Source organism: Limibacterium fermenti (assembly GCF_041902845.1).
Classification (GTDB): Bacteria; Bacteroidota; Bacteroidia; order Bacteroidales; family Dysgonomonadaceae; genus Limibacterium; species Limibacterium fermenti.
Map to the genome: position 1 here is coordinate 1,984,002 of NZ_CP159486.1, position 24,251 is coordinate 2,008,252.

At 42.5% G+C, this 24,251-nt stretch carries 14 protein-coding genes and 1 tRNA gene; 3 read left to right on the plus strand and 12 right to left on the minus strand.

The window, feature by feature from the left end:
• Positions 1-24: 24 nt before the first annotated feature.
• The 4 genes from ABNK31_RS08840 to ABNK31_RS08855 all read right to left on the minus strand — a co-directional run bounded on the left by ABNK31_RS08840 (position 25) and on the right by ABNK31_RS08855 (position 6,732).
• Entirely contained in the window at positions 25-417 is a 393-nt protein-coding gene (locus tag ABNK31_RS08840; protein WP_418895290.1) for an START-like domain-containing protein, read from the minus strand.
• Positions 418-604: 187 nt separating this feature from the next.
• The gene (locus ABNK31_RS08845; protein ID WP_418895291.1) at positions 605-2,590 is read right to left on the minus strand and encodes a glucosamine-6-phosphate deaminase; all 1,986 of its coding nucleotides are present in this window, start codon (positions 2,588-2,590) and stop codon (positions 605-607) included.
• A gap of 103 nt (positions 2,591-2,693) precedes the next feature.
• Positions 2,694-4,088, minus strand: coding sequence for an MFS transporter (locus ABNK31_RS08850; protein WP_418895292.1), 1,395 nt, complete (start codon positions 4,086-4,088; stop codon positions 2,694-2,696).
• Positions 4,089-4,320: 232 nt separating this feature from the next.
• Positions 4,321-6,732, minus strand: a complete 2,412-nt coding sequence (locus ABNK31_RS08855; RefSeq protein WP_418895293.1) for an endonuclease MutS2 — start codon at positions 6,730-6,732, stop codon at positions 4,321-4,323.
• Positions 6,733-6,931: 199 nt separating this feature from the next.
• Here ABNK31_RS08855 and ABNK31_RS08860 point away from each other — a divergent pair.
• Positions 6,932-7,005 (plus strand) — tRNA-Met (locus ABNK31_RS08860).
• A 263-nt stretch (positions 7,006-7,268) separates the two neighbouring features.
• On the opposite strand, the gene ABNK31_RS08865 is transcribed toward ABNK31_RS08860, so the two are convergent.
• From ABNK31_RS08865 to ABNK31_RS08885, 5 genes are read right to left on the minus strand one after another with little or no spacing between them, the layout of a single operon-like run.
• On the minus strand, positions 7,269-8,828 hold the full coding sequence (locus ABNK31_RS08865; protein WP_418895294.1) for a RagB/SusD family nutrient uptake outer membrane protein: 1,560 nt from the start codon (positions 8,826-8,828) through the stop codon (positions 7,269-7,271).
• A 9-nt stretch (positions 8,829-8,837) separates the two neighbouring features.
• Positions 8,838-11,924 (minus strand): SusC/RagA family TonB-linked outer membrane protein, encoded by a 3,087-nt coding sequence (locus tag ABNK31_RS08870; protein WP_418895295.1) that lies wholly within the window; start codon positions 11,922-11,924, stop codon positions 8,838-8,840.
• A 48-nt stretch (positions 11,925-11,972) separates the two neighbouring features.
• Positions 11,973-13,685, minus strand: a complete 1,713-nt coding sequence (locus ABNK31_RS08875) for a hypothetical protein (RefSeq protein ID WP_418895296.1) — start codon at positions 13,683-13,685, stop codon at positions 11,973-11,975.
• A gap of 15 nt (positions 13,686-13,700) precedes the next feature.
• Positions 13,701-14,966, minus strand: coding sequence for an MFS transporter (locus ABNK31_RS08880; RefSeq protein ID WP_418895297.1), 1,266 nt, complete (start codon positions 14,964-14,966; stop codon positions 13,701-13,703).
• 7 nt (positions 14,967-14,973) lie between these two features.
• Complete coding sequence (locus ABNK31_RS08885) at positions 14,974-16,017, minus strand: glycoside hydrolase family 130 protein (RefSeq protein WP_418895298.1); 1,044 nt, start codon at positions 16,015-16,017, stop codon at positions 14,974-14,976.
• A gap of 271 nt (positions 16,018-16,288) precedes the next feature.
• Here ABNK31_RS08885 and ABNK31_RS08890 point away from each other — a divergent pair, with 271 nt between their 5' ends.
• Complete coding sequence (locus ABNK31_RS08890) at positions 16,289-20,275, plus strand: two-component regulator propeller domain-containing protein (RefSeq protein WP_418895299.1); 3,987 nt, start codon at positions 16,289-16,291, stop codon at positions 20,273-20,275.
• Between the two features lie 32 nt (positions 20,276-20,307).
• Here ABNK31_RS08890 and ABNK31_RS08895 read toward each other — a convergent pair whose 3' ends face one another.
• Positions 20,308-20,778 (minus strand): hypothetical protein, encoded by a 471-nt coding sequence (locus tag ABNK31_RS08895; RefSeq protein ID WP_418895300.1) that lies wholly within the window; start codon positions 20,776-20,778, stop codon positions 20,308-20,310.
• On the minus strand, positions 20,718-21,374 hold the full coding sequence (locus ABNK31_RS08900) for a hypothetical protein (protein ID WP_418895301.1): 657 nt from the start codon (positions 21,372-21,374) through the stop codon (positions 20,718-20,720). The genes ABNK31_RS08895 and ABNK31_RS08900 overlap by 61 nt, the downstream gene beginning before the upstream one ends.
• A gap of 416 nt (positions 21,375-21,790) precedes the next feature.
• Here ABNK31_RS08900 and ABNK31_RS08905 point away from each other — a divergent pair, with 416 nt between their 5' ends.
• Positions 21,791-22,267, plus strand: coding sequence for a hypothetical protein (locus ABNK31_RS08905; RefSeq protein WP_418895302.1), 477 nt, complete (start codon positions 21,791-21,793; stop codon positions 22,265-22,267).
• A 295-nt stretch (positions 22,268-22,562) separates the two neighbouring features.
• On the opposite strand, the gene ltrA is transcribed toward ABNK31_RS08905, so the two are convergent.
• A complete protein-coding gene (ltrA, locus tag ABNK31_RS08910; protein WP_418895303.1) occupies positions 22,563-24,014 on the minus strand; it encodes a group II intron reverse transcriptase/maturase in 1,452 nt (483 codons plus the stop codon).
• Between the last annotated feature and the right edge of the window lie 237 nt (positions 24,015-24,251).

Sequence of the window (24,251 nt, forward strand, 5' to 3'; positions counted from 1 at the left end):
GTAAAGATAATTAATCGCTTCGACTCATATTCCTAACTTTCGCTTTAATTCTTCCACTTGATACTCCCATAGCGATATGGAATCGCTTTTTTCGTCGGGATCGGAAAAGTCGGTTATTTCGAACGTTATATCTCCCGACAAATCGAGTTTACGCACTAAAAACTCGAAATAGGCATCCGGGTCGTTCTCGTCAAGCCATCGATAGCGGATACTGGTAGGAGGATTCTTACTGATGATTTCAGCCCGCCGGCTATCATCTTTATCCCAAGTAAATGTAAAAATAGTGTCGGTATCATCTATCGTTACCCTGTCAGCAAACCACTCACAAAGACCGTCAATCTGACTGATCATTCTCCATAAGCTGTTCTGCGAGGCGTTTCCCATCAAAAATTCAATATGAAACTTTTCTTTCGACATATATATTTACTGAAAAATTTCGCTCAATGTACGACTTTTTTTTGAAATGGATGCAATCGAAGAGTTTATTTTTTCGTCTGCCCCTCATCCTTCATACATCATACATAAAAAAGTCCATAAGCTTCGGCTCCCTCAATGGCGAGCTATTCACTTATGGACACTAAAAATAAATTACTGTACAAACGTTTTAGCGAATCGGTTTGTATTCGACAAAAGCTTCAATCGCCTCATACGACGCCAATCCGAGTTTCCAATACATATCGGCTGTCGCTTTATTCCGTTCTTCGGAACGCTGCCAGAAGAGCCGTTCATCATCGCCCAAATAAGGAGCACTTTCCATTTGCGATTGATGACGAAGAACAGCATTCCGTTTCTGACGCAATTCTTCGGGAGAAAGGGGTACCGCCATTTCGATATGGTCTATCTCCCACTCCATCCAAGCTCCGCGATACATCCAAATACGACAATCTTTAAACCACTCATCCTCTTTGATGATATCGACAGCAGCCAGAATAGCATCGAGACACACTTTATGCGTTCCGTGCGGATCGGCCAAGTCGCCTGCCACATAAATCTGATGGGGCTTAATCGTTTCGATAAAATCTTTTACGATCAAGACATCTTTCTCCGAAATAGGGTTCTTCTGAACACGTCCTGTTTCGTAAAAAGGCAGGTCGAGGAAATGGACGTTTTCTTCCGACAGTCCTACATAACGGTCCGCCGAACGGGCCTCCTCACGGCGAATGCGTCCTTTAATAAACAAAATATCCGGCGAGTCGATATCCTCTTTCGTCTTCTCATTCAACAAATAATTCCGCATCTTACTGTAAGTTTCGATTAAGCCATTATCATTTGAATTGGCTTTCTTAAGCAGACTTCTCATGACGGAGATATAGCGAATCACTTCTTCATCGCCCACCGCGATATTTCCGGAAGTTTGATAAGCCACATGCACTTCATGCCCTTGATTGACGAGACGTTGGAATGTCCCCCCCATCGAAATCACATCATCATCGGGATGCGGGCTGAAGATAATCACACGCTTCGGATAAGGTTTGGCTCTTTCGGGACGATAGGTATCATCGGCATCGGGCTTTCCTCCGGGCCAACCGGTGATGGTATGCTGCAAATCGTTGAAGATTTTGATATTTACATTATACGCAGAACCGTAAAGGGTGATTAATTCACTTAATCCGTTATCGTTATAATCTTTATTGGTCAGTTTGAGAATGGGTTTGTTTACGACCCCACACAACCATACGATGGCCCTGCGGATGAGTTTATTATCCCATTCACAATTCGTTACCAACCACGGATGGCTGATACGGGTAAGCTCGGAAGCGGCGGCGAGATCGATAAACACCTGAATCTCCGGATGGGTTTGCAGCAACGACCCCGGCACCATATCGGTCACGGGTCCTTCCACAATCTCATGGATACTTTCCGCCTTTTGCTCGCCCCAGGCGACCAATGTGATTTTACGCGCCTGCATCATATCGGAGAGCCCCATGGTGATAGCGCTTACCGGCGCTTTTTCCAGTGATCCGAAATGAGTTACGATATCTTTGCGGGAGTCGCCATCGAGCATCACCAGACGGGTTTGCGAATGTAAATTGCTCCCCGGCATATTAAATCCGATATTCCCCTTGCTGCCTAATCCGAGCAGGAGGTAATCCAATCCTCCCAGGCGTTTCATGTCGACCTCGAATTCTTCGCAATTCTCGGAAATCAAATCTTTTTCGATCGTCGCATCCGGAGAGAAAATATTTTCCGGATCGATATCGATTAAGTTCAAAAAATGATCCTTTAATTGTTGTAAGTTACTGATCGCTTCATCTACAACAGGATAATACTCATACGTATTAAAAACGACCAGATTTCTAAAACTGACGTTTTCCTCTTTGTGTTGCCTTACCAATTCCTGATAAACAGGTTGGGTGGATGCACCCCCGGTAATGCCTAAAACAAATTTTTCGTTAGCTTGCTGCTTTTTGAGCATGTCGCCGACAATGTCATTAGCGACTTTTTTAGCGGCTCTTTTCGTCTCTTCATAAATCGCTGTAGGAATTTTTTCAAAACGCGCCAAATTGTATTCTTCAAAGTCGTTTTCCGGCCTGTAATACTTCTTCGGTGTCCTTTCTAACGTAATGTGCGAACTTAAATCTAATCTCATATTCATGCTGATTTATAGTGATATTTTTAAGATGCAAATATAACACTTATATTGGAAAGGAGGTTTATTATTTTAAAACAAAAAAGACTTTCGGTTTTATTTATTAATTATTTTGATTATCTATACTCGCGCGCTGTCTCTCCATTCTTTTTGTGACTTGCGCATATAGGAGGAGTGCAATAGCCGATACGGCGCCGATAGCGACGAATACATACCATATATAATGGGCATGTTGTGTAGCTTGAGCATAAGCCGCCGCATCCAATACGCCGTTGGCATCGGAAAACAAACGCGGATCGGGACAGTATTTTTCCAACAAAAAGCCCGAAATACCGAAGGCAAACAGGTATGAAAAGAAAGAGTGAAGATGGCTGAAGCCGAGATAGAGTCCTTCTTGTCCGGCGGGCGCCTGAAGAGAGAAATATTCCAAGTAACGCGGGGAAATAAAACATTCGGCCAGTGCTTGCATGGCAATTCCGACCATCATCAAAAAAGCGACCGGATGCAAGCCAAGGATATATCCCGCCCCCACTTGGTTGCCCAGCGACATCACCAATGCCGATAAAGGAATAATGAACATCCCGACCATCATGGACGATAACGCGCTTCGTTTTTTCATTAAAGAGGTAATGAAATTCACGCAAACAAAAACGACTAGCGGATTGACGTTGGCATACCATCCGGGAGTAGCCCCGTCACCGATCAAACGCAACACGTATTTGGGCATGGTCGAGTACATTTGACTTTGTATCATCCAGAAACCGCTGACAATCAACATAAGAATCATCAGGCGTCCGTTAAGGAGCACCTTTCCCATCGATCGCCATAATTCGCGGACACTTTTTTGCGGCCCTTCGGGCTTCGCCGATTTATAAAAGAAAAACACCAGAATCAAGGCCAACAGCGTCATTCCGGCGGCAAAATAGTTCAAATAGACCAATCCCTGATCGCCCATGCTTTTCCGTAACGGATCGACCACCGTCTTTCCCAGAAAAGCGCCGATATTCACCATCATATAAAAGATCGCATACCCCCTTGCGCGGGTTTCGGAAGTGGTTTCACGCGCAACCGTTCCCGAAATAACCGCTTTGATAAAAGCTCCTCCTATTACAATAAATACCAGTACGGGAATTATCGTCCATTGATACACGCTTTCTTTTAAACCGTAAAAAGTCGTGGTCATATCGTAATTGACCAGTCCTGCGCTTTCCAACAACGTGGGCAACAGCCCTAATCCGGCATAACCGATGGTCAGAAGTGTAAAAGCAAGGGCGATGGAATTCCGGAAACCGATTTTATCGGCGTAAGCTCCGGCAAAAGTGGGAAGCAAATAGAGGAATGCCGAAAAAAGCCCGGCGATAATGCCGGCCTGAATATCGGAAAAGCCCCATACATTCGACAAATACAAGGTGATGACGATGAAGACGGCATAGTAAGCCAATCGTTCGAGAAGTTCTACAAAGTTTGCGACCCAAAAGACCTTTGAAAATTTGATCATTTGTTCTATCTTTTTGTTATTCAAGTTTCGCAAATGCGTTTGTAATCGTTGCGACTCAAACGAAGCCCTTTAGATGTTTTGTGGGGGCCCGGCGTTCGCAATGAGCATAAAAAGAGGAGCTGTTTGAGCGAAGCGAGTTCTACTCTTTTAGCGAACGAGAACGATACCGGGTCACAAAACATCGGGAGGCGAAGGTGAGTTGCAACGATATGGCTTGCGAAACTTGAGTTTATTATTTTAAATCGATAACGGTAATACCCGCCCCGCCGAACTGCACGTGCTCGTCGCCGTAATGCGACACTTCCGGCACCGTCCTCAGATAATCGCGGATGATTTGCCGCAACGCTCCCGTGCCCGTGCCATGCAGCACCCGTATGCGTTCGATCCCTAACTGGACGGCATCATCGACAAAATACATCACCGCCTGCAACGCTTCGTCGCCCCGCATGCCCCGCACATCGATATCTTGCCGGAAAGCCAGTTTTTTCTCGAAAATGACATCCCGGGTGTTTGACATTTTCTTTTCTTTTTTCAACTGATTGTTGCTCACCCGTTCCAACTTTTCGATTTCGACGGTCGATTTAATCATTCCGAAAGCTACCGTCGCTTTTTTAGCCGAAAGCTCCACAATCTCCCCGACAGATGTCTGTCCTTTCAACCGTACCGCATCGCCTTGAGACAAAGGTGCATCGGAAGGCGCGATTATTTTTTGGGGCGTTTTAGGGTGATGTTTACGGTCGCCTTTCTTCGCTTCGCCGGCCTGTATATTCGTTTTAAAATCACTTAATTCACGGCGGGCTTCGCGCGTACGCTCTTTGTCGGCATTCGTTTCTTTGATTTCCCGAATGGTATTTTCGATAAGCGCATTACTTTCGGCAATCAATTGTTCGGCTTGCTGTTTGGCTTGCGCGATGATTTGTTTTTTTTGCGTATCTATTTCATCCAAACCGGTTTCGTACTTCACCGAAAGTTCTTCGAGACGTTTACGCTCTCGCCGTATTTCATCGCGCTTTTTTTCCCAATAGCGTTTATCGCGGGCGATATCCTGCAAATACTTGTCCATATTGATATAGTCCTGCCCGACGGTTTCCGAAGCCTGTGCAATCACATCTTCAGGCAATCCGATTTTTCGGGCAATCTCTACGGCAAAAGAACTCCCCGGATTTCCGATGGAAAGTTTGAAAAGCGGTTGCATCTGATGGCGGTCATACAGCATCGCCCCATTTACAACCCCTTCATGTTCATTGGCATAATGCTTCAGGTTTTGATAATGGGTGGTAATGACCCCGAATGCTTGCCGCTGATTGAAACGGTCGAGCAAGGCTTCGGCGATGGCGGCCCCTATCTGCGGTTCGGTTCCGCTACCGAATTCATCGATCAGCAATAGCGACCGGCCATCGCAGTTTTTGACAAACATTTTCATATTGGTCAAATGGGAGCTATACGTGGAAAGGTCGTTCTCGATGGATTGCTCATCGCCGATGTCGATAAAAATCTTTTCGAAAATCCCGACCTTTGAATTTTCCCTTAGAGGAATCAGTAATCCGCACTGCAACATATATTGAAGCAATCCTACGGTTTTCAGACAGACCGATTTCCCCCCGGCATTCGGGCCGGAAATAATCAGGATGCGTTGTTCGTCTTGCAACGTTATATCAAGCGGGACAACTTTGCGGTTCTGCTTTTTCAGCGCAAGAAACAAAAGAGGATGTACGGCCTGTACCCAATCGATTTGCTGCGTATCTTCAAAAACCGGCTTAATGGCATCGATTAGAAGTGCGAATTTGGCTTTGGCACGAATAAAATCGATCTGCGCCAGAAACTCATACGATTCGAGCAGAGCCGGCAGGTACGGACGGATATAATCGGTGAACGCCGTGAGAATGCGGATGATCTCCCGCCGTTCGTCATTTTCGAGTTCACGGATGCGGTTATTCGCTTCCACCACTTCCGAAGGCTCGATAAAAACAGTCTTGCCCGAAGCCGATTCATCATGTACAATCCCTTTCAATTTGCGTTTATAAGAGGGATTCACGGGAATTACCAACCGCCCGTCGCGCATGGTAGGCGCCACATCTTTGTCGACAAATCCTTCCGATTGGGCTTTCCGCAGAATGGCATTCAGGCTTTTCGATATCCCGTTCATGGTCGTGGCCAGATCGCGCCGTATTTGCGCCAATTGCGAGGAGGCGTTGTCTTTTATTTCACCGAAGTCATTGAGAATCGTATCGGCCTTTTTCAATATCTCCGGATAAATGACAACATTTTCCGCCAAGGCCGTCAAGTGAGGATACTGCATATCTTTTTCAGGCCGGTTGAAGAAAGCGACGATGGCATGAATGGATTGCAGCGACCGCTTGAGCTGAAACATCGTTTCCGTATCCATCCACGACCCCTCGAGACGAATACGCCGCAGGGTCGGACGAACATCATAGAAATGGTCGGCGGGAAAGGACTCTTCTTCGCGTAGAATGCGCACAAACTCATCGGCTTGCGACAGCGTTGCCGCCACCTCCGAAAAGGATGCGGAGAAATGCATCTGTTCCGTTTTTTCTTTTCCCAACGGACTGAGACAATAATCCGACACCAGTTGCCGGATCTTATAGAATTCTATTTTTTGTTCAAAATTTTCGGGATAAATCACTATTTAACCGGGTGTATTGTTTTTAATTCGACTGCAAAAATAACATTTTCTATGTAAGAATCCATGATTATGAAAGAGTAAGTAGGGAAATCCTCTAAAAAATGTTTCATCGTTGTTGCATATTTCCGTTGAAGAGTTGGAAAATTGGAAAAGTTATACTACTTTTGCACTTCCAAAACGGAAACGAACTTACATTGTCGGCGAGATAGCTCAGTTGGTTAGAGCGCGCGATTCATAATCGCGAGGTCGGGGGATCATGCCCCCCTCTCGCTACAGTTGGAAATAATTAGGCAGAGGGATTTACAGTAAATCGTAAGTCCCTTTTCTCGTTCTATATTATTCGGGCATCTATGCGAAGTAACCGATCAAGGATCAACCAAGCGGGTGTACAGATGTAAACAGGATCAACAGAAACCGGCTGTATGTCTTTGAAACAGGCAGCCGGTTTTCTATACAGGCAATGGACGATTTCTATTCGGCGAAACTATTGGCCGAATAAGGTATCCATATTTCGAAATCGCTTATCCGATCAATTACTAATACCCCTCGTTTTGAGTTAATACATTATTGGATTTGTCGATTTCATCTTGAGGGATAGGGAGCAAATAATCTCTCGAATCGGTAAAATTGGCTCCTTTGGTCGTATTATATTTATCAGCATACGCTCTCATTGTTTCACCAAAACGCTTTTGCCTCATCAAATCATCGCGCCGCCATCCTTCCATCGCCAGTTCACATCTGCGTTCATGCCATATCGCTTGTCGTAACTCCATTTGCCCGGTGGCGGTGATATCCGGCAATGTATTATTTGTCGTAGGCGGAATATAGGCCTGTTTCGATCTGCGAGGGTCAACAGGATTCGTATTTCTTGCCCTTTCCCTTATCTTGTTCACGTATACCAAGGCATTGCTTGCTTTTCCGTTTTCATTAAGCGCTTCGGCATACAAAAGAAGGACATCGGCATAACGGATCATCCGGATGTTGTACGGAATCATCCAAACATCATATCCTTCTTTTTCAACCCGCGGAACCGTCATTTTATAATCATGATATCCCGTAACGGATTGCGAATTATCCTGGTCTTCGGTATCTCCCGCATAACGGTCTCCGGTTCGCGTAAATACATAGGTAATACGGGGATCATCGGCATCGAAGGCCGTGTATAAATCCTGCGTGGGCACATGAAATCCGTATCCCTGATAACCGGATACGTTTCTGCTTGTAAAGAAGTGAGGGACATTGGTACCGGTGGCAATATTCTTATCATATAGTTTAGCCGCAATTTCAAATACCGATTCACGGCTATTCTCATAAGCCGGCGTCCAATTGAGCCCATAATCAGGCAGTAACTCATAATCTTTATCGACCTCCACGACTTCTTTCAACCATTTTTCGGCATTCTCAAAATCGCTTCTAAACATATACGATTTAGCCAGCATCACTTTTGCAAAACCACGCGTTACCCTATAAGCGTCTTTTTCACTGTATTGGCTTTTAGCCGGGAGATTGCTTGCCGCATCCATTAAGTCCGTCTCAATCAATTGGTACACAGCAGCGATATCAGCCCGGGGCACTTTTAATATTTCGGCGGGTGTCATCGGTTTCGTTATTAACGGCACTCCTCCAAAAGTGGTTACCAGCGAATAATAGCCGAAGGCGCGCAAAGCTTTCGCTTCATTGGCATACCGGGTAAGCCTGTCTGCATCGCCTATTGCATCGGGTGCATACTGAATAACATCATTGCAACGATTGATGAGCTCGTAAAGTATTGTCCAACGACGCGCCACTTCCGCATTCGTCGTATACACAATAAAGTTTGACAAATCAAGAACTTCCCGTCTGTCTCCGTCATCGCCCCCGCCTTTTAAGGCATCGTCGGTCGTACAATCGCCCAATAAATAAAAATTAAGAGCATATTCATTCCATGTATTTCTTAATTGAAGATACGCTCCTGTAAGCGCATAATCAATGTCGCTTTCTTTTTTATAGAAATTTTCCGTTGTTGTTTTTCCGTAACTCGGTTCATCCAATGAACAACTATAATTTACACACAGTAGCGTTACGAAAGTCACTATCAGTCCTAAATTTTTCATCATAATCCTTTCTTAAAATTGTAAGTTACAACCAATGACAAGTGTTCGGGAAGTCGGATAACGTGTATTATCAATTCCCATATTCAGAGGACTCGCGACTCCTATTTCAGGGTCTAATCCCGTATAGCCGGTAAGGGTAAATAAGTTTTGCGCGGAAACATACCATCTGCAACTTGAAAACAGCTTTGTTTTTTCAACCAACTGTTTAGGAATGGTATATCCCAACTGGATATTTTGAAGCCTTATATACGAACCGTCTTCTACATAAAAAGAAGAAATACGATAATTATCGTTCGTATCGGAGTTGGTAATGCGCGGATAAACCGTCTGATCGCCTTCTTTTCGCCAAGCCTTTGCGTACGCGTCGGCAAGGGCATTTTGTCTGCCGGCAGTAGCTAAATTCCCTTTCGCAACATTATAAATATCGTTACCTACGGCTCCTTGGAAGAATGCAGAGAAATCGAAATTTTTATAATTGAACCCGAGGTTCACTCCGAAAATCAAATCCGGATTCGGATTGCCGATGAACGTCCGGTCATTATCATTCAAAGCGCCTTCTTCCGTTAGTTTCGCAAACTTAAAATCTCCCGGTTGCGCATTCGGCTGGATTTTCACACCTTTTTTATCCACATACTTATTAATTTCTTCCTGATTTTGGAAGATGCCTATTTGCTTGTATCCCCAGAAACGACCGATAGGCCCTCCCACATACGTCCGGCTGACGGAACCGCTTAAATATTCCGAGACCAAGCCGGTTACGGTCGTCTTATAGGTCGACAAATTAACACCAACATTGTAATTAAAGTCTTTTCCGATACTATTCCGGTAGTTAGCGGTAAATTCAACCCCTTTATTCTTCAGGTCGCCTGCATTGAAAAAGGGATCCGTTGAAAAAGATCCGAAGGCGGGAATAGGCATGGCCAATAACATGTCTTTCGTTCTTTTTATATAGAAGTCGATAGACATATCTACTTTATTTCTGAAAAAGACGGCGTCCAAACCGATATTGGTCTGTTGACTGGTTTCCCACTTGATGTCTCTGTTTCCCGTATATACCGGAATGTAGCCTTGTGAGAAGCCATTACCGAAATACCACTGGTTTTCATTATTTGTTCCGATTAACGTATAAGGCGCATCCCTGTCGATGCGTTGGTTCCCGTTTTGTCCCCAACCGGCGCGAAGCTTCAAATCGGACAACCAATTATCGATATTCATGCTTTGAAAGAAATTTTCATTGGAAATTCTCCATCCTAAAGCGAAAGAAGGAAAATATCCCCAACGGTTACCGGTAGCAAACCGGGAAGAGCCGTCAGCACGAAAACTGACAGTTGCCAGATACTTATCGGCATACGTATAATTCAGACGCCCGATATAAGACAACATGGCCGAAGTTTCTTTTTTTCCTGAAGCCTGATCACCGATTGTCTGGGCATCCAACACCCGATAGATGTCTTCATTTCCGAGCGCTTTTGTCTTGTAGGCATGGATCGTTTCCAATGCATTCTTTTCATAAGTCATAGCCCCCATGACATCGAGACGGTGATTGTTTATTTGTTTGTTATAATTGAGCCGTTGCTCGATAATGTAATTGAATGTCTGCTCATTATTATGAGTCAATTTGGTTTCGGTCGTATATTTGCTTTCCCTGTTTGCCAGATTATCTTCGGAGAAAGTCGCCGAATATAAGGGACGGAAATCTTTGAATACCTGATTATTCTTCTCAAAGCTATATTGTACACGATAAGTCAGGCCGTCGAATAATTTCACGTTCGCAAAAACATTTCCGAATACATTAAAAAAATCATCCTGTCTGTCGGGTAATTCCAGCATAGAAACCGGATTGGGATCGAAAGACCATTCCGTAGGAGCATATTTATTATATTCGTAATTTTCAGAAGCAGGATCGACCAACGAGTTGATAACAGGTGTAAAAGGATCCGCCTTCTGAATTTGATCGAAACTCGGGAGCGCTCCGGTATCTTTTGATGTTATTTTAGCCAAACCGACATTGGTGCCCACCGTCAAGAAATCATTCAAATCATATTCTTGGTTAAGGCGGAGCGACACCCGTTGAAATTGTGTCGTAATCACCGGCCCTTCATTGTCCAAATAGCCGAAACTCAATGCCGTTCTCGAATTGTCGGTACCTTTACGTATACTGAGGTTATAGTTTTGATTGAAAGCGGTACGTGTCACTTCATCCCACCAATCCGTATCGTATCCTTTATTATATTGATTCGTAAATTTACCTTTCATAGACTGCTGGAAGTTTTCATCATTTTTAAAAGCTTCCTGAATGAAGTGATAGTATTGCTCGCTATTCATCATGTCTAAAGCCTGATAACTATTTTGCACTCCCATATAAGCATCCAACGTAACGGTCATTTTATCTTTTATACCACCCTTTGTCGTAATTAAAATAACCCCGTTTGAACCTCGGGATCCATAGATCGCCGTGGCTGAGGCATCTTTCAATACTTCAATGCGATCAATATCCGAAGGATTCAGGCTACGGATATTATCCATGAATTGTCCGTCCACGACATACAACGGATTGTTATCGTTTACGGTTCCGAATCCTCTGATACGGATAACAGTCTCGGCTCCCGGTTGTCCGGACGGTGCAGAAGCGAATACCCCGGCAGCTTTCCCAACTAACAGTTCGGAAGCATTGGAAACCGCATAATTTTTAAAGTCTTTTTCTGTAATGGATGCAATGGAGCCGGTCAAATCGCTTTTTCGTTGCGTTCCATATCCGACCACCACGACTTCTTCCAAAACCTCCGTGTCTTCCTCCATCGAAACATCCATAACGGTCTTTCCGTTAACCGGAATTTCCTGCGTCACGTATCCTACGTAAGAGAATACCAATATTGCCTCCGGTTGGATATCCGTTAAGGTATAATGGCCATCCATGTCACTAATGGTACCCAGCGAGGTTTGCCCTTTTACGACAATCGTCACCCCGACCAGCGGCTCTCCTTTTATATCGGTCACATTACCGCTAACGGTAACATTCTGTGAAAACATACACAAGGAAAACATCCACAGGAGTAGGAATGCTGTTGCTTTCCTTACATTTAAAATTTGCTTTTTCATCTCATTTTACATTTGTTTAGATTAATAATTTAAAAAACGAACTCTTCATTATCGGTCATGATTAAAGAATTGATGGTCTTTCCCCTCTATTTTAGTACCTGCGGGTATTTCGACCAAAATAGAAGCTTCATTAGCCGGCAACGCTATTTCCACTTGTTTTGCCACATTTTTTGCGACATATCTTTTTGAAACGATATCAAAAATATCGGAATGATTTTCCGAGACGCTATACCTTATGGTTTTAACCTCATTATAGGGATTAAAGAAAAGGTACGTCGGAAACTTTCTATCCGAATAAAAATCGGTCGCATTACAATTCAACTTAAGAATCATTTCTACATTCGTCGTATCCACGATAGCGCCCATAATGCCCACAGGCGCGGTACTGTAAACACTGAACATCGATTCCTTGGGATTATTCTTGTCCCATTTCGGTCCATCGCCCAATGCAACCGGATGAACGCCTTTCAGCCGCGGGTTGCCGTAATCGTCCTCATAACGCAACCCTTCATAAGCGATTATGGAATGTGTATAGTCTTTCATTTCGGGTAACCACTGATTTTCATCGGGGATTTCAGCGGGAAAAAAGAGACGGGAGGCATTCACATTATTCAGCATCCATTTTCCAATCGCCCGAGCATATTCGGGCGCATATTTAACCAAAGGCACCAAAGCCATCGCCATTTTCATACTATTCATCAAAAACGCGTATCCTCCGCCATCCGTAATGCTCCCTTGTAAACCGCTTACATCATAGTCGCCCAATTTGCCGACAATGACTCCCCACCCTTGCCGGGCGTCGGGATTTTTAGTACCCTCAAATACCCAATCCAACATTTTATGGATATCGTAATTTGTTCCTTCTTCGGCATTTAAACGCGCAGCCGTATATATTCCGATAGGAAGCAATATTTCATAAAACCGGCTTTCCTGTTGATTATTCAAGGCGTTGATTGCCGATTTGGCCCGTTCCAGATAACGCTTATCTCCATATTTTTTATAGGCCGCCAACAGGACATACCCGTGGCCTCCGGCAGCATCTTGCTGAAGCGGGATATGATTGACCATTCCTTTCATTTGAGCATAATCAAAATAAGAATAATCATAATTTCCATTCAATACCGAATCGGCCTTATAAAATTGTTCCGCAATAGCTCGTTGTATTTCATCCGCATTCTCTACATCCGGGAATATATCGCAGATATTATAATATAAGACATTCGGCAATATATCGTACCACCAGTCCCGTCCATATCCACCCCCTAAAGAAGCCGTTTCAGGACAGGTATTATTCATCATGATATTCCATCCGATATCGGAATTAAAATAATTCTGAATCATTTTCACGTAATTATATCCGTTTTGATTGGTTTTGTCAATCCCCATCAATCCGGCGCCCAATATCGCAGAAAAAGAAGTCAAACTTTCATGAAACTCCCCGTTATTATTATCGGGGCCTTGCCGGGAATCATTAATAGCGGTATAAAGCCCGAATGTTTGTTGCGGTATATTCCGTTGATGATTATCCAGCCAAATCAACGGCCCCGTTTCCCTATCGGTATTAAAATCAAAAACATATTCATCGAAATCAATCGCTTTCTGTTTCCAATCAATTATTTTATACGGTTTCGGGAAATCAGGCATGGATTCAATGCGGGCAACCGGCTTTTGGATAACCGCATCACCGAAAGGTTTCTTCGACTCACACGAAAATAAAGCAACGAGTAAAAAAAGTCCAAAATACAAGCGATGTTTTTTCATATTATCTTCTCCCATTTAAATTTCTGTTGAATATTTGTTTGTATCGATATCTTTAATAATCCTTTTTGCCAAAGGCAATGACAATAATTGAACGGCACCGACAATGACCAATGCATACTTCAACGCAAAGGTGTCGGAAATATAATAAGCCAATAGGATGAACAGCAGCATTCCGGTGGCTCTTCCGGCAAACAAGCCGATTTCATGGCTCATAATATAGGCATATTCATTCCTTTTTTCGATGGCGGATACGGCATCGATGGTTTTCATCATGGTCGGGAAATAAGCCAGATCGTGCAAGGGTTGAAACAAGACTTTGCAAAGGACAAAGATAATGACTCCTATTGCAGAGAAAAGAATCGCGTTAAACAGTGTTCCGACGAAAAAGACCAGTAACCCGAAACCAAATATTTTCATACGGTCTTGAGGCTTTGCCACACGTCCTAATATATACACGATAATAGCCGTTAATCCTCCGCCGATACCCTGAATCAATCCTAACGAACCTTCATTCCCCACAAGTTTCAGGACCAACACGGCAGGCGCCGTCACCAGAAAGCCTTGCACCAATCCTTTCAAACCAGCTAATGCCAATAGTTTGCGCCAAAGGATATGGAATTTGATATAGAAAAACTTTTTTTGAACGGGATTTTTGAAGTTTCCCTTCGAAAGGGCTATGCAAGCTCCGATGGCAATCATAAAAGCAATGACCGTTACCATTTGATATCCGCTATTCACCGTCAACATCTTACTCAGAAAAACTCGTCCGTCCGTCCAAGACAAAATCGCTCCGACAAAAAGAGGAACCACAATACTCCACAGAGAGAAAAAGAAAGATTCCAACCCAAAAAAATAATTGCGGTTTTCATCATTCGTTGCATTCAGGGTCAATAAATAGCGATTCGTCCAAAAGAAGCCTGTGGATGCCCCTAAAACGAATCCCGCAATGCTTAAATGTAGTATCCCCACAAAAGAAAAGAACATCATGGCCATTAAAACGACAGTGGAAAGGATGATTCCGAATCCATACAACAGGCTGGCTTTTATTTTCTTTATCAGCAATCCGTTAAGAGCAGAAGTCGCCACAATACCGCAATACATGCTGAGTTGATAAGTAAATACATAAGAAGAATTATTCGTATTCCTCATAATGTATGCTCCCACGAAAATTTCAATAACCGGCAGTATCATGGCATATAACATATTTGTTATAAGCAATGTCCTCACATTCAGTTCCTGCGTCTTGAAAAACGTATATTCACCGGCAAGTTTATCAAACATACCCACGTTATTTTAATGTGTTTAAAATATCCCCGATCGAAAATTCCGCACGGCAAATGACTTCATCACTCGCGCCATAATATATCTTCAGGTTATCGCCATTTACAAGATGACCATTGGTAAAAACGACATTCCCGAAAAAGCCTGTTTGTTCATATTCGGCAATCGGCTCCATGATAGGTTCCTTGCTCCTCGCCAACACCCTTGAGGGATTATTTAAATCAAGCAGCAGTGCTCCGAGGCAATACCGGTGTTCATTATCGGCTCCATGATAGATTACCAACCATCCTTCGGAGGTTTTTATGGGTGCCGCGCCCGCCCCGATTCGTGCCGCATCCCAACTATTTTCCCTTGTAACAGCCAGGCACGTATGATTTCCCCAATGCAGGCGATCGGGAGACTCCGCCAACCAGATGTAATTGCCCCCCAGTTCCGGGCTGCTGGGGCGATGGAGCGCATAATACTTACCGTTTATTTTTTCTTCAAATAACGCACAATCTTTATTATGAGGAGGAAGAATCATGCCTTTACGGTCGAATTGTTTAAAATCTTTCGTCACGATTAATCCTACTCCTACCCCAAAAGGCGAAACCTCTGTAAAAGTCAAATAATACCCGTCTTCCATAGTCGCCACGCGGCAATCTTCGATTCCAAAAGATTCGAGCATTCCTTCCCCATAAACGGGAGGGAAAGCGGGATCTTCGTAAAAACGAATGCCATCCTCACTCCAAACCAACCGGAGATAAGATAAGGTAGTCAGATAATCGCGCCCTTTATATTTGATTACACGCGGATCCGTCGCATCCAATAACGGATCATTTTTATCGAATGACACTACTTCTATTTTCCCTTGAGCATTATATACAGGAAAACTAATTTTTCCTTCGATTTGTGCCGGTCTTTCCGCCACTCTCAGCAATAGTCCTATTTTCCGGTTCATTTTAAATACGCCCGGATTAAGTAAACAGACGATTTCCATACCTTCGATACAGGGCTTCAAATCGGAAGGACGTAAAAGAGGATTTTCTGAGGTGCGTTTTGCAATATCCATACTGTTTGATTTTTCTTGTTAATAATTTAATGTGTAAATGTATTGTTTTCCAATGAGGAACAGGGTGTCTTTTTTTTGCAAAAGAGTATACATTTATCAGGATACCCTAAAAATGTTTTTAAGACACCTTTTACAAGAGATTGTCATGCAACCGATCCGTTATTTATTATGTATATTTGTACTCAATAAATAAAACATGAGAACGGTATTATTATCAATCCTATTGTTTCTTTCAATATCAAGTGATGCACAAAATTATGATATTGATCAAATGACGAACGAAGATGGTTTGTCCAATAGTTCCATTACGACTTTACTGCAAAGCTCAAACGGATTGATGTGGTTCGGTACATGGGACGGATTAAATATGTACAACAGCCGGGAGGTGAAGATTTTCAAACCTTCTCCCACGGATAAAACCAGCATCAGTAATAATATTATCCGTGACATCATTGAAGAAAGCCCTCATTATTTATGGATTGCAACCGATTTCGGAATTAACCGGTTAAACGTGGAGAACATGACTTTCGAGCGTTTTTTTGTCAACCGCAGAAACGGAAACAGTATCGTTGAAAATTCGTACTTAATCGCAAAAAACACGAAGAATCAACTTTTTGCTTATGTTTATCGGGACAAAATCTATTATTATGATAAGGACAAAAATGAATTTAAGCCTCTTACCATCGATCAAGACGTCATCATAAAGAAAATGTTTTTTGATAAAAACGACAGGCTTTGGATCGTGACCGATGAAAACGTCCTTATGAAAATTGAGTTCAACGTTTACGATAGGACGCCGGAAATACGTACTACGGTCAGTCATTTTGATGCGTTTCCGGAAAACATACAATCGGTCTTTTATATTGAAGATAAACTGGTTTTCCAGAATGCAGGACACAACGTATTTGTATTCGATATCGAAACCCGTTCGTTGAAAAAATATCCGGCCGTTCCCGGTACAATAAAAGCCATTACTTCTACCGAACACCATTATTTTTTGGGAACGGAGGAAGGATTATACATCTCTGATAAGAATCTTATAAACAGTTCGCTCCTGATTCCTAAGATTTCCGTTTTGTCTTTATGTAAAGGAACCCAGGATATAATCTGGATCGGAACGGATATGCAAGGCGTATGGAGAATTTCACCGCCCAAAAAGCAATTTCAAAAATTTTCAAAAGATACAATGGGAAACTTCGGTGAGAACGCCGTGAGAACGTTTATGGAAGACGACCGAGGAGTACTGTGGGTCGGAACAAAAGGGGAAGGTATCTACTTATTTTCCGAAAATCCGAAAACCCGAGAGCTCACGCTTGTAAAAAATATCACCCAATCAAATGGGTTAAACAGCGACTTCGTATTCAAAATCTGCAAAGGGACAGATGAATATTGGATTGGAACGGATGGCGAAGGGTTAAATTATTACGACCCCGCAAAAGAAAAAATTTTCACCTTATCGGCTCCTAATCCTGTGGCGCACAATCATACACCAAGGCTCAATCTTTCGTCGGTTTACGCCATCTTGCCGGATAGCAACACGTTATGGATTGGAACAAACGGCTACGGCATGCTCCGGTTGGATATCGACAAATCGACCCGGCCTTACAAAATTAAAAGTTACAAACAATATGTTTATACGAATGAACCCTCTTGCATAAGCAACAACAATATCTTTTCGATCATCCGGGACGATTCTGCCCATTTATGGATTGCCACACGGGGAGGCGGGCTTAACCGATTTCATATTCAAGACGAAACGTTTGAAAGCTACCGGTTTTCGAATGATAATAAAAAATCGATCAGTAGCGACGATGTTTTATGCTTGCATAAAGATCACGAAGGTTTTCTGTGGGCCGGCACAAGTATGGGATTGAATAAATTGGTGAAAAACGAGCGGGGAAATGCTGCGTTCATAAGAATTAACGAAAGCAGCGGAATGCCGAATAATACCATCCATGGTATTTTGGAAGATAGCAGGCATCATCTTTGGATTAGCACCAATAATGGATTGGCACAATTAATACGGCACGGAGAGCAAATAAGCAATATCATTTCCTATTTTAAAGAAGACGGTTTGCAAAACAACGAATTTTCGGACGGCGCATATTATGCCAGCCCGACTTCCCGGAATCTATATTTCGGCGGTATAAGCGGGTTCAACCGGTTCAATCCCTCAGAAATCAAAGAATATACGTATATGCCTACCCTTTGGTTGGATGCTTTCTTTGTGGATAATATAGCGCGCAAAGTAAGCGATTATCTTCACAAAGGCAAATTGACATTTTCTTACGGAAACAAGTCCTTCAGTTTTAAATTTATCCCTATCGATTATGTATCCGGAGAAAAATGTGAGATCGCTTACATCTTGGAAGATTTTCAAAAAGATTGGATCAATTTAGGAACGTCGAACACCCTTGTCTTCACCAACATACCCAAAGGAACTTATCTCCTGAAAGTAAAATGCAGCAATGCCAATAAAATATGGAGCGACAATTATTTTACCATTCCGGTGAAAATCAATCCTCCATGGTGGGCTTCGAACGTTGCTTATGCGGCTTATTTGTTTTTGTTTGTTCTTATCATCTGGTTGATTAACCGGTTTATGAAATATCGATTTAAAGTAAAAGAGGAGTTAAACCTAAAAGAGATGGAGCAACAAAAGAATGAGGAAATTCACGAAGCGAAATTGCGTTTCTTTACGAATATCGCCCATGAGTTTTCCAATTCTCTCACGCTGATATATGCTCCGTGCGAACAAATATTACGGCATCCGGTAACGGAATCCATAAAAAAATATGTCAATACGATAAAGTTAAATTCCGAAAGAATGCAAAAGCTCATTCAGCAACTTATCGAATTCCGAAAGGCCGAAACAGGCCATTTGAAAATTATCGTGGAAAAAGTAGATATTGTTGAAATTGTAAAATATGCTTTGGATCTATTCCTCGAAATGCTGGAAGAAAAGAAAATCAGTTATACGCTTATTTGCGATCCGGAAACGATTGTATGGCAAACCGATCGGGATAGTATCGAAAAGATCATTATCAATCTGCTCTCGAACGCAGTCAAATATACTCCCACGGAAGAAAATATACACATTTCCGTTAAAATTGCCGGTAACAAATTGGCCATGCAAGTTACCAACACAGGTATCGGCATCAAAAAAGAATATCAAGAGAGTATCTTTGATCGATTTGAAGTGTTGAACCGATTCGAAAAACAGGTGTCTGTCGGATTACAGTCCCGAAGCGGCATCGGTCTTGCCCTTTGTAAGAGTTTGGTCGATATTCTTTCGGGAAGTATCCGAGTGGAAAGCGACGGCATCAGTTTTACTTCTTTTATTGTACATATTCCGGAATTAGAGTTCACCTCCCTATCGGAAGAAAGCGTTTATGCCTCCGGCCGAATTCTTCCTTCATCTTATATAACCGGCATTGAAGAAAAAAGCATAGACTCCGGGAATACTCCCCAAACGCTATCGAGGAAAGATATTACCATTTTAGTGGTGGAAGATGACCGGGAAATACGCTCCATGTTAAAAGATATTTTAGGAGAGCGGTATACTATTTTGGAAGCCGAAAACGGTATGAAAGCGTTAGAAATCGTCGACTCTCATTCCCCCACCCTGATTATTTCGGATATCATTATGCCGGAATTGGACGGGGTTGAATTGGTGAAAAAATTAAAGTCGCAAGAGCAAACGGCGCACATTCCCATCATTCTTTTGTCCTCAAAAAATTCCATTGAGAACCAGATCGAAGGCATAGAAGTGGGAGCCGATGCGTATATAAACAAACCGTTTCATCCGAGACATCTGATGGCATTAATAGAAAACATGTTGAGACGGATGAAGACAATTCTCGATTACGCTGATTCTCCTTACGTGGCGATGGAATCTTTCGAAGGTAAAATAATTCATAAAGAAGATTATGAATTGATGCTTCACGTTACAAAAATTATTGCGGACAACATCGATAATGATGAATTATCGGTTGAGTTTATTGCCAGAGAAATAGCTATCAGCAAAATGCAGCTTTATCGAAAAATAAAAGAAATAACCGACCGGACGCCTATGGAATATATCCGATCTGTCCGGTTGAAGCATGTAGAAAAATTATTGATCACGACGAATAAAACGATCTCGGAAATCATGTATATGAGCGGATTCAACAATAAAGCCTATTTCCATAGAGAGTTCTTGAAAAAATACAAAATAACCCCCAAGGAATATCGTCTCAAGAATCAGGAACGCCCGTGAGAGATTGGAAATGTTTTTAACTCTACTCTATCTCAAAGAGCTTCGATCCTTTGAATAAAATCATCCATTACTTCCTGCCATTTCATATCGTTAAAATCCGGAGTTTCATTTATTATCTTTTCAAAGTTATGTCCTCTATTGATGTAAGGCTTCATTTTGTAATTTTTTTTACCGGTAAGCTCAAAATAAACGGGCATCAATGCATTGCCGGCCGCTCCGTGATCCGCCGTGCCATACGCGATATAAACAGGCATAGTTATATGTATCAGATCCGTCCAGGAAGGATAGCTAAAGCTCTTCCACGTTTTTGCCGGGTCACGCTGTAATTTCGTCAAATCTTCGTCATTTTCATCAATCGAACAGATTTCTTTCCACTGATCGTACAATCCTTCTATATTTTCGTAAGCTTTTTCCATCGTTTGCTTGCCTGCCTTCGCATCATTCAACTCTTTGGTGATAAATGCTGCGAAACGACCTTCAAGACCGGATGATAACAGTCCCAAAGCATACAGTCCGAAAGTATTTTTTGCGACTTCCAAAGCGACTCTCCCCCTTGGGAATGCCCCAAAAGAATCAGCCGCCCTTTATCAACGTATTCTTTAGTTTTCAGGTAATTAATCAGATTCCGGACTCTCCACGCATGATTCTCCAAATGATTATCTTTCAAAAAATCGATGTTAAAGCTGTACGGATTTTCAGGATCGGTAATGTAGGCATACTGATCGTTTAAATGGGACGTGTCTTTGACCATTACCGGAGTGTGAGGCTGAGCCGGAATGATAACATGATATTTTTCGGCAATTTTATTCACATCGAAATTACCGGTGGATAAACAAAAATAGTTCCCATTAGATTCCTTGACCAATAGCGGGTTTGGGTTCGATCCCGGCAAAAAGACCACGACAGGGCGGCGTTCATTATGATCGTTGCTTATCCGGATAAAATCAATCGTATCGTTATTCGCAATAATCCGATCGATTTTTATAAAATCATTCACCGACTTTTGAGCATGGGCATTAAAACCTACTATAAAGCTAATGAACATTAGAAAGATGATATTTTGTCGATTGTTTTGCATATTGTATGTACTCTTTCTCATTCTGAAAATTTTCGCATCTGAAAATTAGTTTTCTTTGTCGATTCGCTTCGTTTCTAATAGATATAATTTTGAATTCAGTGTCTCATAAGCAGCTGCCACCTGTTTCAATTCCTTTTGATTCAATTATAGAAAAAAGTTGCTGACAAAGTTAGTTATATTTTTTCAATCCGTTATCTCTTATTTTCATTTTGACAGGTACACAAATCATCCGTTTCATGTACACATTTATCATCTTCTATACATACATTTGAATTCTCACGTAAAGATATCTTCCTAGTTACCCTGATATTCCGATTTTTGACATATATAGCAGATAGGATTTTTCTATACATGTTTATTCGTTATCCGAACCTATTTGGCCAATGGTTAGAAGCGATAAATTTTTTCAAGTATTAATATTTTAAAGTTGTTGTATTATGGCACAGGAAAGTAAAGTTTCCGCAGCTATCGATGCTACTCAACTTGCGGCAATCAAAGAGAAACTGGCAGGCTTACGAACCGATCTGGCAGGTGTCTTGACGATCAATCTTACGGGTAAAGATCGGAAAGAGATACTGAAGATGGGCGACAAGACGCTGGCTTTTGTCGAGAAGGCGTTGGAATTTGCCAATCAAAATCCTGGGCTGGTGCCGGGTTATATCAATTTGGATGAAGCGAATAAAGATTTTGCTCTGGCGAAAGCTTTGTCGGATATCCAGAAAGAGTTCACCCCAATGGTACGTGGTATGGAAGATACCAAGATGGTTGCCGGCAGTGAGGCTTACAACGCGATGCTCCTTTTTTACGGATTTCTGAAAGAGGCGAACCGGAGTAACCAAGCCGGAGTACAGGCTATCTGCGACGAATTGCAGAAGCGGTTTCCCGGACGCTCCAGTAGAAGCGCGACTAAGTAAGTAGCATTTTTGGCTGGAACCGGCTGCATTTTTTAGAAGAATACGACCGGTTTTTTTCGTGAATACGCTCATTCGCCGAAAGGGCCCATTTTCCGGCTTCCGAAGAAGGATTGCCAACTTTCCATCGTTTCCGGAAGCAGATGCAGCTTTGAAAAAAGGAGAAATAAATTTAAACAGAATCTAACTAAAAATTCGGTATTCAGCCATATATATAACACGGGATACGGTTTAGCGAGAGTTAAAAGCGTTGTGTTTATATAAATCGAGTAGGTAGGAGGATTACTCCCCCGCCCTCTCACACCACCGTGCGTACTTTCGTACACGGCGGTTTCTGTAAATTGTTTAATGTTTCGTAATTTAATGTGAGATTGTATAGTTTCAGTTTCGTAAACCAGTCTTTTCCCATAGCCTGACTAGCTTGGGGACAGCCTGATTTTCGCCATAAGCCCTTGCCTGACAGTGCAAGTATCCAACTCTGCCACTTTTCAACACCTTGTTTGTGTAAAAATTGTTGTAGCGTATAAACACGTTTGCATTGTTTAATCCGGTAACAGCGTAACTTACGCCTTATCCATGCGTCAAGGTTTCTCACAAGCTTATGGCATTTAGCATATCGAAAGTAATTTAACCACCCTCGCAACTTTTGGTTCAACTCGACTATGATTTGTTCGAGACTTACACCTCTGTTGCGTTTGGTTACTTCCCGTACATTCTGCTTTAACCGCAATAAGGCTTGCTTGCTTACAACGAGCATGCCATTGTTTAGAATGGTATACCCCAAAAACTTACTTTCCATTACCTCACAGACCTTACTCTTGTCTGGATTGACTTTGAGTTTCAGTTTGTTTTCGATAAAACTACACAGACTCGACATTATCCTTTCGCCTGCTTCCTGGCTGCGTACAAAGATATTGCAATCGTCTGCGTAACGAACAAAGCAGTGTCCCCGACGCTCCAGCTCTTTATCCAATTCATCCAAAACTATGTTGGACAACAATGGCGAAAGCGGACTGCCCTGTGGCGTTCCTTCGGTTCGTTGACTTACAATTCCGTCAAGCATAATTCCGCTTTGAAGATACTTTCTTATCAATTTTAACAGACCTTTGTCGCCTATACGGGTCGATAAGAGGTACATCAGGCGGTCGTGGTTGACAACATCGAAAAAGTTCTTCAAATCCATGTCAACTACGATGGTACGACCATTCTCTACATAACCGCCCGCCTTTTGTAAGGCTTGGTGAGCACTACGGTTAGGGCGAAAGCCATAACTATGGTCGCTAAACCCTGCTTCGTAAATCGGGGTCAAAACCTGACTTATCGCTTGTTGGATAACTCGGTCTATAACCGTTGGTACACCCAATTTGCGTGTTCCTCCATTGGGCTTGGGGATTTCGACATGACGGACGGTTTGAGGTTGATATGTTCCCGACAGCAGGCTTTCGAGTAATACAATACCGTTTACTCTATACCAGGCAGAGAACTCTTCAACACGCATTCCGTCCGTGCCACCGACACCCTTGTTACGTTTTACCTGTTTGTAGGCGGTTAGTATATTATGGCCACCGCATACAACCTCCATTAAATTATACACTAAGGCTTGTCCTTGTTTGCCTGCCTCATCAACTTGCAAAGCCTTTGCCCATGATGCTTCGGGTACGCCCTTACAGCTTAGGGAATGGCAAATAGCATCCTTGCCGTTTATTCCAAACAGCTCTTGTTGGTATGCTATTACTTTCTTCTGCTCCATTGATGTGATTTTAAACCGACTACTCCTTAAAATTACAGATTTAGTCCTTCGTCATTTGTGTACACAAATGACTACTATGACCTCGGCTGACTTCTTACAAGACTTTTCGGGATGTTGCCATAACGATAGCGTTATTAACGCGTCTTGTAAGACCTCTTGGGATAAACATCTACTCTTTCGGCGGGTTGTGCCTGATTTACTGTAAACGATTACGGTTGGTTTTGGGGCGTTCGCAAT

Bases quoted from the DNA above. Each gene is read 5' to 3' on its own strand.
- ABNK31_RS08840 (WP_418895290.1), bottom strand. From the start codon at position 417: ATGTCGAAAGAAAAGTTTCATATTGAATTTTTGATGGGAAACGCCTCG.
- ABNK31_RS08845 (WP_418895291.1), bottom strand. From the start codon at position 2,590: ATGAGATTAGATTTAAGTTCGCACATTACGTTAGAAAGGACACCGAAG.
- ABNK31_RS08850 (WP_418895292.1), bottom strand. From the start codon at position 4,088: ATGATCAAATTTTCAAAGGTCTTTTGGGTCGCAAACTTTGTAGAACTT.
- ABNK31_RS08865 (WP_418895294.1), bottom strand. From the start codon at position 8,828: ATGATGAAAAATTTAGGACTGATAGTGACTTTCGTAACGCTACTGTGT.
- ABNK31_RS08870 (WP_418895295.1), bottom strand. From the start codon at position 11,924: ATGAAAAAGCAAATTTTAAATGTAAGGAAAGCAACAGCATTCCTACTC.
- ABNK31_RS08875 (WP_418895296.1), bottom strand. From the start codon at position 13,685: ATGAAAAAACATCGCTTGTATTTTGGACTTTTTTTACTCGTTGCTTTA.
- ABNK31_RS08880 (WP_418895297.1), bottom strand. From the start codon at position 14,966: ATGTTTGATAAACTTGCCGGTGAATATACGTTTTTCAAGACGCAGGAA.
- ABNK31_RS08885 (WP_418895298.1), bottom strand. From the start codon at position 16,017: ATGGATATTGCAAAACGCACCTCAGAAAATCCTCTTTTACGTCCTTCC.
- ABNK31_RS08890 (WP_418895299.1), top strand. From the start codon at position 16,289: ATGACGAACGAAGATGGTTTGTCCAATAGTTCCATTACGACTTTACTG.
- ABNK31_RS08900 (WP_418895301.1), bottom strand. From the start codon at position 21,374: ATGAGAAAGAGTACATACAATATGCAAAACAATCGACAAAATATCATC.
- ABNK31_RS08905 (WP_418895302.1), top strand. From the start codon at position 21,791: ATGGCACAGGAAAGTAAAGTTTCCGCAGCTATCGATGCTACTCAACTT.
- ltrA (WP_418895303.1), bottom strand. From the start codon at position 24,014: ATGGAGCAGAAGAAAGTAATAGCATACCAACAAGAGCTGTTTGGAATA.